Consider the following 10,415-nt stretch of genomic DNA (forward strand, 5'->3'; position numbering starts at 1 on the left):
CTCCCCAATCATCTTTAGATGATTTGAGCTGGTAGGGGCGCAAGGCTTGCGCCCTCGGGAATTGATTCCCAAGCGGTCTGGATGTCTCACCCACCGCTCCCTCCGCTCCCCCCGCTCCCCCTGCTCCCTAATACCGACTCCGCTCCCCCCACCGAGCACACCCCACCGAGCACACCCCACCGAGCACACCCCAATTCTCTGCTACCATTGAAAAATTGCAGAACTGGAGATCGACAAACGGTTTACACTCGCCCCCTCGCTCGTCTGATCGAGCAATTCCAACGGCTCCCCGGTATCGGCCCGAAAACCGCCCAGCGACTCGCCCTCCACATTATCAAGCGCCCCGACGAGGAAGTTCAGGCGTTGGCGCGGGCTCTGTTGGATGCGAAAAAGCAGGTGGGGTTGTGTCGGGTGTGCTTTCACCTGTCCGCCGAGCCGGTTTGCGAGATTTGCCGCCACCCGCAGCGCGATCGCGAAACGATTTGCGTCGTCTCGGACTCCCGGGACGTGATCGCTTTGGAAAAAACCCGCGAATATCGGGGATTGTACCACGTTCTCGGGGGCGTGATTTCGCCGATGGACGGCATCGGGCCGGAACAACTCACCGTCCAACCCTTGGTGCGGCGGGTGAACCAGGAAAAAGTCCGGGAAGTGATTATCGCCCTCAACCCCAGCGTCGAAGGGGAAACCACCACTTTGTATTTGGGACAGTTGCTCAAACCCTTCACCCGCGTCACCCGCATCGCCTTCGGTTTGCCGGTGGGGGGGGATTTGGAATATGCCGACGAGGTGACGTTGGCGCGGGCTCTGGAGGGACGGCGGGAGTTGGATTAAATACTTGCTCCTGATGCGATCGCGCCCCGGAAAACCTCAAAAATCGGGCGATCGCTTTCCCCTATTCAAACTCATTCAAAAATATTCGCAATTTTCCTGCCCTCAGAGGGCGATAATCTCATCTCGCCCGTCATTTGAAGGGCGATAATCGAAAAATTATGATTCATTAACCGAATTGAAATAGAGCGAATCGCCTCCCTTCGAGACTCGCTCTCGACTCGGTTTGATTCCTATTTCAATGCCGGTCGAAACATTTATTACCATAAAAAATAGTAAATGTCAAGTTAAGTTTTGTATAGACTTAAAAAAAGTCAACACTCAGCATTTTGTTAACTTTTATTACGAATTGTGACGGCGTTTCTTGTCGAATTGTGTCAAATGGGCTCAAAAACTGACGATCAGACCCCATTTTCTGATAACAATACTCAATGGTGAAGCCATCAGAGTTCGCTCTGGCCCAAGGCCGCACCGTTTCACCAGCGAGTCCCGAGCTCGCCCATTTCCAATCGATATTGGCCGATCCGGTATAGCGTACTTCTCTTTAAACAGCTTTGGAGCAGAACATCGAGGAATCAACACCCATATGTTTACTTACGTCAAGCCCACCATCAGACACATCAAGCCTGACAACCCGAACGGACGATCGCTTCTGAAAGTCGTCTACATCGTTCTGGAGGCCCAGTATCAGAGCGCCCTATCGGCGGCGGTCCGCGCCATCAACGAAAAGAACCCCAGTTTGGCGATCGAAATCAGCGGCTACCTGATCGAAGAACTGCGCGACCCCGAGAACTACGAGAACTTCAAACGAGATGTGGCCGAAGCCAACGTCTTCATCGCCTCCCTGATTTTCATCGAAGATCTCGCCGAAAAAGTCGTCGAAGCCGTGACGCCGCACCGCGATCGCCTCGACGTCGCCGTCGTCTTCCCCTCCATGCCGCAGGTGATGCGCCTCAACAAAATGGGAAGCTTCTCGATGGCGCAACTGGGCCAGAGCAAGAGTGCGATCGCCCAATTCATGAAAAAGCGGAAGGAAAAATCCGGGTCCTCCTTCCAAGACGGGATGCTGAAACTGTTGCAAACCCTGCCCAAAGTCCTGAAATATATGCCCATCGACAAGGCCCAGGACGCCCGCAACTTCATGCTCAGTTTCCAATACTGGCTCGGCGGTTCCCCGGAGAACCTGGAGAACTTCCTGCTGATGTTGGCCGAAAAATACGTCTTCCAAGGCCAGGAAAAACTCAACTTCGCCGAACCCGTCACCTACCCCGACATGGGGATCTGGCACCCCCTCGCGCCGAAAATGTTCGAGGACGCCGGCGAATATATGAACTGGTACAACAGCCGGGGAGATATCTCCGACGACGCCAAAGATCCCCTCGCCCCCTGCGTCGGTTTGGTCCTGCAGCGCACCCACCTCGTCACCGGGGACGACGCCCACTATGTGGCGATGGTGCAGGAACTCGAAGCGATGGGCGCCCGGGTGCTGCCCGTGTTCGCCGGGGGCCTGGACTTCTCCAAACCCGTGGATGCCTACTTCTGGGACAACCCGCCCAAGGGCATCCCCGCCCAACCCTTAGTCGATATCGTCGTCTCCCTGACCGGATTCGCCCTCGTCGGCGGACCGGCCCGCCAGGATCACCCCAAGGCGATCGACTCCCTGAAGCGTCTCAACCGGCCCTACATGGTCGCCCTGCCGCTGGTGTTCCAAACCACCGAAGAGTGGGAAGATAGCGAACTGGGCCTGCACCCGATCCAGGTGGCGCTGCAAATCGCCATCCCCGAACTCGACGGGGCGATCGAACCGATCATCGTCTCCGGGCGGGACGGGGCCACCGGAAAAGCGATCGCCCTCCAGGACCGCATCGAAGCGATCGCCCAACGCGCCCTCAAATGGGCCAACCTCCGCAAAAAGCCCAAACTCGACAAAAAAGTTGCCATCACCATCTTCAGCTTCCCCCCCGACAAGGGGAACGTCGGGACCGCCGCCTATCTGGACGTGTTCGGCTCCATCTACGAGGTGATGAAAGCCCTGCAGGGCAACGGCTACGACATCCAAGACCTGCCCGAGTCCCCCGCCGAACTGATGCAGCAGGTGATCCACGACGCCACCGCCCAGTACCAGAGCCCCGAACTCAACATCGCCTACAAGATGTCCGTCGAGCAGTACGAGCGGCTCACCCCCTACTCCGAGCGCCTGCACGAAAACTGGGGACCCCCGCCGGGACACCTGAACACCGACGGCGAGAATTTGTTGGTTTACGGGAAAACCTTCGGCAACCTGTTCATCGGCGTCCAGCCCACCTTCGGCTACGAGGGCGACCCGATGCGCCTCCTGTTCTCCCGGTCCGCGAGCCCCCACCACGGCTTCGCCGCCTACTACACCTACCTCGAACAGGTCTGGGGCGCCGACGCGGTGCTGCACTTCGGAACCCACGGTTCCCTGGAATTCATGCCCGGGAAACAGATGGGGATGTCCGGGGACTGCTACCCCGACAACCTGATCGGCAGCATCCCCAACATCTACTACTACGCCGCCAACAACCCCAGCGAAGCCACCATCGCCAAGCGGCGCAGCTACGCCGAAACCATCTCCTACCTGACCCCGGCGGCGGAAAATGCCGGACTTTACAAAGGGTTGCAGGAACTCAACGAGCTGATCGGCTCCTACCAAACCCTCAAAGATAGCGGTCGCGGGGTGCAGATCGTCAGCACCATCATCGAAAAAGCCCGGATGGTGAACTTCGATCAGGACGTCGCCCTGCCGGAGAAAGACGCGGCGGAACTGACCCAGGAGGAGCGGGATAACCTCGTCGGACAGGTTTACCGGAAATTGATGGAAATTGAGTCCAGGCTGCTGCCCTGCGGGTTGCACGTGATCGGGAAAGCTCCCACGGCCGAAGAGGCGATCGCGACCCTGGTCAACATCGCCAACCTCGATCGCGAAGAGGAAGGCATCCTCAGCCTCCCCCGCATCATCGCCGACAGCCTCGGACGGGATATCGAAGAACTCTACCGCAACAGCAACCAGGGCATCCTCGCCGACGTTGACCTGTTGCAGAAGATCACCGAAGCCACCCGCGCCGCCATCACCGCCCTCGTTCAAGAACGCACCGACGCCGAAGGCCGGGTGTCCAAAGTCTCCAAACTCAACTTCTTCAACATGGGCAAAAAGGAACCCTGGATCGAGAGCCTGCACCAGTCCGGCTACACCCAGGTCGATCCCGAACCCATCAAACCCCTGTTCGAGTACCTGGAATTCTGCCTGCAACAGGTGTGCGCCGACAACGAATTGGGGGCACTGCTGCGGGCTCTGGAAGGGGAATACATCCTCCCCGGACCCGGCGGCGACCCGATCCGCAACCCCGACGTCCTCCCCACCGGGAAGAATATGCACGCCCTCGACCCCCAGGCGATTCCGACGGTGGCGGCGGTGAAATCCGCCCAGGTCGTGGTGGAACGGCTCCTGGAACGGCAAAAGCTGGAAAATGGCGGCCAGTACCCCGAAACCATCGCCGTCGTGCTGTGGGGCACCGACAACATCAAAACCTACGGCGAGTCCCTGGCCCAAGTCATGTGGATGGTGGGCGCCAAACCCGTCCCCGACGCCCTCGGCCGGGTGAATAAGCTGGAGTTGATCCCGTTGGAAGAATTGGGACGCCCCCGCATCGACGTGGTGATCAACTGTTCCGGCGTGTTCCGGGATCTGTTTATCAACCAGATGAACCTCCTCGACAAAGCCATCAAAATGGCGGCGGAAGCGGACGAACCCGCCGAAATGAACTTCGTCCGCAAACACGCCTTGCAGCAAGCCAAAGAACTTGGCATCAACCTGCGGCAGGCGGCGACCCGGGTGTTCTCCAATGCGTCGGGTTCCTACGCGGCTAACGTCAACCTGGCGGTGGAAAATAGCACCTGGGAGAGCGAGGCGGAGTTGCAGGAGATGTACCTGAAGCGCAAGTCTTTCGCCTTCAATTCGGACAATCCCGGGATGATGGACGAGAATCGCGAGGTGTTCGAGGCGTCCCTGAAGACGGCGGACGCGACGTTCCAGAATTTGGATTCTTCGGAAATCAGTCTGACGGACGTCTCCCACTATTTCGATTCAGACCCGACGAAAACTATCGCCAGCCTGCGGAAGGACGGCAAGAAACCGGCGTCCTACATCGCGGATACCACTACGGCTAACGCCCAGGTGCGGACGCTCTCGGAGACGGTGCGTCTGGATGCGCGGACGAAGATGCTGAACCCGAAATGGTACGAGGGGATGCTCTCCCACGGCTACGAAGGGGTGCGGGAGCTCTCGAAGCGCCTGGTGAATACGATGGGGTGGAGTGCCACCGCTGGGGCCGTTGATAATTGGGTTTATGAGGAAACTAACGAAACCTTTATCAAGGATGAGGCGATGCAGCAGCGGTTGATGAATCTCAACCCCCACTCGTTCCGCAAGATGGTGACGACCCTGTTGGAAGTCAATGGCCGCGGCTACTGGGAAACCAGCGAGGACAATCTCGATCGCCTGCGGGAGTTGTACCAGGAGGTTGAAGATCGCATCGAGGGGATCGAGTAATCCCGCCGGGGGAAATTCTCCATTTCCCCCGCCTCCCCGGAAATTTTAAGGGCAGTTTTAGAATTGGCGATTCATTTGCGATCGCCTGCAAACTCGCCCTTTCTTCTATTTTGCGGTATCATTTTTCGACACCCGGCACCTCACACCCGACTCCCGACACCCGCACCCGTCACAAGCTCCATCGTCCGGTTTGACGGGAATTGAAGTGAACTGGTGTATGCTGTATCCTTAGCGTTTTGTGCCAATCGGCGCAAAAGCCGACGGTGCCAGAGGATGGGGCGGTTGGGTCTCCGGTCGCGATCGCACCCCATTCCCCGATCCCAAATGGGCAAATTCACGGAATTATAGGGGATGCACTTGTCGATTCCCGAGGCATCTGTGTTAGAACAGCCATCAGAACGACAAGATCGCCCACTGAAACTGATTTTGGAGGTAGATTCCAATGAATAAAGAACAACTCGTTCAAGAAACATCCATAAAGGCCAACGTCACCAAGAAACAGGCCGATGCCATCATCTCCGCCATCTGCGACTGCATCATGGATGCCGTCGCCGACGGCGAAAAAGTCACCCTCGTCGGCTTCGGTTCCTTCGAGGCGCGGCACCGCAAGGCCCGGGAAGGCCGCAACCCCAGCACTGGGGAACCTATGACCATCCCCGCCACCACCGTCCCCGCCTTTTCGGCCGGGAAAGCGTTCAAAGAAAGGGTGGCCAACGGGGCGGACGAAGACGCCGCTTAGAAGGCAGGACGGGGGAGAAGTGCGATCGCGCATTCTCACCCCGCCCTGTTTTTTCCGATACCCCCGATCCCGCGCCGGAGTCAAACTGTGGCGTGGGATATTTTCGTGGCAAGTCTCGCGATCGTCTATGGCGATCAGCATGGGTGAACTGCCCATCATTAATGTAGCAGTGAGCGCTCATGTATAGCGCTGCTAGAAGAGGGTGTGCTCGGTGCTCGGTGCTCGGTGCTCGGTGGGGTATGGAAATTCCCTTGGGATCGGGATTTCAAGGTTTATCCCTCCAAGAAAACTGTAACCACGTGAGCGCTCGTTGCTATAGTTACAAAACCCAGAAAAGGGAGTCGGGAGTCGGTATGAGGCTGAAATCAAGCGTTGGCAGGGGACTGAAAACCTTAAGTTTTTGTTTAAAAATCGGCTATAAAAATGCATTGATGTTAATAAAAGTCAATGAAATTGTGTCGCGTCAGTCCGATCGCACCGATGTGGATTTCGACCCGAGCCAATGTTAAGTTTTTTGATCAAGTTGGCAAATTGTTGATAGTTATGATTTGATGTTAAATGTCATCATTTGACAACGTGGTTGTTCTATCCAATCCGGTTGAATGCTCGGAGTCGAGCGATCGCTCGACTCCCCCTTGGCAAGCTGGGCGGGGAGTATGACATCGATTTCGGGTCACAAACCGGAGCCGAGATGACTCGACAACCCTGACCGAACATCAACAAAGCTGGAAAATTATGCCTGGAATCAAAATCGCTCTGAAAGCCGACACCGGCAACTATTTGAGTCGCTGTAATAACTGTATCCCCGGAGGTGCCTATCCGGACAGTGCGTTTGTTCACGTCACGGAGTTGGCCGGTTCCCCCTGGGCACATTGGGAAATCGAACATCTGGACAACGGAAAGTACATCTTGAAAGCCGACACCGGCAACTATTTGAGTCGCTGTAACAACTGTATCCCCGGAGGTGCCTATCCGGACAGCGTGTTTGTCCACGTCACGGACGCCGCCTCTACCCCCGCGGCGCAGTGGGAAATCGAACGTCTCGACAATGGAAAGTACGCCTTTAAAGCCAACACCGGCAACTATATGAGTCGCTGTAACAACTGTATCTCCGGAGGCGCCTATCCGGACAGCGTGTTTGTCCACGTCGCGGACGCCGCCTCTACCCCCGCGGCGCAGTGGGAAATTATTTTCCTTCCCTGATCGGCGGGATAACGTGGTTATAACGAAGGAGAATCTGGAGGGTTTGGCAGTTTTCACTGTCTGAGACGATCCGGATCGACATTCAAAAGAAATTGCCACCAATTTCTCTGTTACGAAATTGGGGCTTTTTATTTTTGCAGAAACCGCCCATCAGGCGTTTCAGGTATGATTATTAATGACAGCTTGACTCCCGACTGAATTTTGAATTTGACGAACTGATGGGATTCACTTTAGACAACATCGTTCCCTGGGGGCGCAGTTTTGACGAGTACCTGCAAATGTTCGCCCTCACCGCCGACGAGTTGAACGACACCCACCTCGACTGCGCGGGGGGCCCGGCCGGTTTTAACGCGGCGATGGCCCGCCGGGGACGTTCGGTCATATCCTGCGATCCGATTTATCAATTTTCCCCAGAACAAATTCGCGATCGCATCCGGGAAACCTACCCCGTCATCCTGGAACAACTGCGAAACAATTCCGGGGACTACGTTTGGACGAAGATGCGATCGCCCGAACATCTCGGAGACATCCGGATGGCGGCGATGGACGAATTTTTGGCGGACTTCCCCCAAGGAGTCGCGGCGGGACGCTACATCGATGCAGAATTGCCGGATCTGCCCTTCAATTCCCGGCAATTCGATCGCGCCTTATGCAGCCATTTTCTATTCTCTTACGGCGATCGTCTCTCGGAAGACTTCCACCGACAATCGATTCTAGAATTATGCCGCGTGGCGCGGGAAGTGCGCCTGTTTCCCCTCATCACCATCTCCGGCGAAACCCCCCCATTTTTGGAATCGCTGATCGCGGAATTGGCGAGATCGGGATATACCGCCGACATCCGAACCGTCCCCTACCAATTCCAAATTGGCGGCAACCGGATGTTGAACATTCGTCCGGCGGCGTGAGGAATGGGCGTCGGGGCTCAAGCCCGACAGAAAGAAACCGGGTTTCTAGAAGGGTTTTTGGTTCCCCACTGAGATATTGGTAGAAACTTGGTAGAACGCTATCGGTGGGGAGGAAGAAACCGGGTTTCTAGAAGGGTTTTGGGTTCCCCGCAGAGATGTGGGTAGAAACCCGGTTTCTAGAACGCTATCGTTGGGGGAAGAAACCGGGTTTCTAGAAGGATGCAGGGTTTCCCCACTCAGATATTTGTAGAAACCCGGTTTCTAGACATCTCGTTCCGGTTCCCGCAATGACTCGAATAACCGCCGCAAAATCGATCGCAATTCTTGGCGGGCTTCACTTTCGGGATCTTCTCGAAAGGTCAATTCTCGGTTCGAGTCGGCGGCAGATTGGGCGATTAATGCTTCGAGTTCCTGGGCGGCGGACTCCACTTGCAGGGCTTCCTGGTTTTCTAATAATAAAGCTCGTTCCAGTTGGGCGATAATGGCTTGGCGCTGTTCGTCAGACCATTCACTCTGACCCGACCAATAGGATTCTAACTCGGAAAATCGGGAGGCGTCGGCGAGGGGTTCGGCGAGTTCCAATAAATCCAACAGCCGATCGCATTCTAACAACTCTTCGCGATCAATGCTCAATTCGGGATATTCTGTTTCCAGGGCGGGGGTGAAGCCGACGATTCTGCCCCAGGTTTTTTCGGCGTTAATTTCTACGGCGATATAGGCGATGCGATCGCCCATTACCGCCTGTTCTGTAATCTCCAAACTCTCCGCATCGGCGGCGAGGGGGATACATTCGACAATTCCCAAACTACAGCCGTCATCAAATAGTTCTAAATCCGCCAAATCGGTCAAAACCTGTAGGGCGAGATTCCAGGCGCTACTGGCGCGAAAATCCGATTGATAATCGAACCGTTTCAGATAACGGTGGACGACCCAAACCGCGATCGCTCTTTCGACGGTGCTTTCGGCTTTCGACGGTTCCAGGGAGGCCGCAAGCGTTTTTAATTGTTCGTTTATTTGTGCCGTAATCGGGATCAGTTGGCCGAATAATTGGGTGTTCATGGTTGAGATACCTTTTCTATTTTAACAGATTTTATAGGTCGAAAACATCCGGGTCGATGTCGAGATTTTTTGAAATGCGATCGCCCATTTTTTTCAACAGGGGACTGATGGTGCGACTCCAAGCAGAGTTGACGACACCCGGCGGGATCTTAAAATGTTTCGCCACCAATTTTAGGGTGTATTTTTCCCCGCGAGACACGCAATCATAAATGAACAATAAAACCTCTTGAACGGTAATCGGCGGCGGTGGGGTTTGGCGTACAAAAGAACTCCTGAACTCCCCCGTCGGGTCATTTTCAAATTCTCGGCGGATGCGTTCTAACCGGGGGATATCTACAGTCGGCGACGGCGCATCATCAATATTGTAAGGTTTTTCCGGATCGGGTGTTTTGGGTTTATCATCGATCAACTCTCGCCGTTTTTTGAGTCGGTCTTTATATTCCCCTTGGCAGCGTTTATTCCACATGGTGAACGGACTGGCAGCATTTTCACGGTCGGGGTCGTAGGCTTCCCCACCCCGGACATCTCCGTGAATTTTGCGTTCGATATAATCCCAAGCCACCGCCGCAGCTTCAATATACCGTAAATCGTCGCGATATTGGGGCGGTTCTCCCCCCCAAAAACATTTTTCCGGTGCCTTCAGCATCATTCGGATTCCTTCCCGTCGCAGGCGTTTGCGCTCTTTGGCAGATTTGGCTTTGAGCGCCCGACGAAAAATGTCTTTTAACTCCTCATGGGGACATTTAGAATCTTCTGTCACCGCCACATTCCTCAACTCGGCAGACCCGAGAATATTATCCCACATTTTGGGTGGTGCGATCGCATTTTCGACACGCTTCTTAATGTGAGGTGGGGGAGGTGCCGGGGCTGAAGCCCAACAACGAAAATTGCGGCAATTTGGGCTTGACTTTTTCGGTGATTTGACATACTATAACATCATGGGAAAATGTGCCGCCATATATATGCCTCGCTGAGGAGGAAGAAACCCGGAGAGATATAGGTGGGGAGGAAGAAACCGGGTTTCTAGGAGGGTGTTGGGTGCCCCACAGAGATATTGGTAGAAACCCGGTTTCTAGACCTACAGGTTGGGAGGAAGAAACCGGGTTTC

7 protein-coding genes are annotated in these 10,415 nt (G+C 55.3%); 5 read left to right on the forward strand and 2 right to left on the reverse strand.

Annotation, left to right across the window (positions count from 1 at the left end):
- The first annotated feature begins 207 nt into the window (after positions 1 to 207).
- From recR to AC0QHF_RS06630, 5 genes are all read left to right on the forward strand, one after another.
- Positions 208 to 834: a recombination mediator RecR gene (gene recR, locus AC0QHF_RS06610; protein ID WP_324703402.1), complete on the forward strand. Its 627-nt coding sequence runs from the start codon at positions 208 to 210 to the stop codon at positions 832 to 834.
- A 583-nt stretch (positions 835 to 1,417) separates the two neighbouring features.
- Positions 1,418 to 5,401, forward strand: coding sequence for a magnesium chelatase subunit H (locus AC0QHF_RS06615; protein WP_324703403.1), 3,984 nt, complete (start codon positions 1,418 to 1,420; stop codon positions 5,399 to 5,401).
- A 442-nt stretch (positions 5,402 to 5,843) separates the two neighbouring features.
- Positions 5,844 to 6,140, forward strand: coding sequence for an HU family DNA-binding protein (locus AC0QHF_RS06620; protein WP_324703404.1), 297 nt, complete (start codon positions 5,844 to 5,846; stop codon positions 6,138 to 6,140).
- Positions 6,141 to 6,875: 735 nt separating this feature from the next.
- Entirely contained in the window at positions 6,876 to 7,343 is a 468-nt protein-coding gene (locus tag AC0QHF_RS06625) for a fascin domain-containing protein (RefSeq protein WP_324703405.1), read from the forward strand.
- 218 nt (positions 7,344 to 7,561) lie between these two features.
- A complete protein-coding gene (locus AC0QHF_RS06630; RefSeq protein ID WP_324703406.1) occupies positions 7,562 to 8,248 on the forward strand; it encodes a class I SAM-dependent methyltransferase in 687 nt (228 codons plus the stop codon).
- 261 nt (positions 8,249 to 8,509) lie between these two features.
- Here the strand turns inward: AC0QHF_RS06630 and AC0QHF_RS06635 are convergent, their stop codons facing one another.
- Together AC0QHF_RS06635 and AC0QHF_RS06640 are read right to left on the reverse strand one after the other, a co-directional pair.
- Positions 8,510 to 9,307, reverse strand: a complete 798-nt coding sequence (locus tag AC0QHF_RS06635) for a DUF1822 family protein (protein WP_324703407.1) — start codon at positions 9,305 to 9,307, stop codon at positions 8,510 to 8,512.
- A 31-nt stretch (positions 9,308 to 9,338) separates the two neighbouring features.
- Positions 9,339 to 10,112: a hypothetical protein gene (locus tag AC0QHF_RS06640; RefSeq protein ID WP_324703408.1), complete on the reverse strand. Its 774-nt coding sequence runs from the start codon at positions 10,110 to 10,112 to the stop codon at positions 9,339 to 9,341.
- Positions 10,113 to 10,415: the final 303 nt, after the last annotated feature.

The organism is Lyngbya sp. CCY1209 (assembly GCF_055795065.1).

Bases quoted from the DNA above. Each gene is read 5' to 3' on its own strand.
- AC0QHF_RS06615 (WP_324703403.1), top strand. From the start codon at position 1,418: ATGTTTACTTACGTCAAGCCCACCATCAGACACATCAAGCCTGACAAC.
- AC0QHF_RS06620 (WP_324703404.1), top strand. From the start codon at position 5,844: ATGAATAAAGAACAACTCGTTCAAGAAACATCCATAAAGGCCAACGTC.
- AC0QHF_RS06625 (WP_324703405.1), top strand. From the start codon at position 6,876: ATGCCTGGAATCAAAATCGCTCTGAAAGCCGACACCGGCAACTATTTG.
- AC0QHF_RS06630 (WP_324703406.1), top strand. From the start codon at position 7,562: ATGGGATTCACTTTAGACAACATCGTTCCCTGGGGGCGCAGTTTTGAC.
- AC0QHF_RS06635 (WP_324703407.1), bottom strand. From the start codon at position 9,307: ATGAACACCCAATTATTCGGCCAACTGATCCCGATTACGGCACAAATA.
- AC0QHF_RS06640 (WP_324703408.1), bottom strand. From the start codon at position 10,112: ATGTGGGATAATATTCTCGGGTCTGCCGAGTTGAGGAATGTGGCGGTG.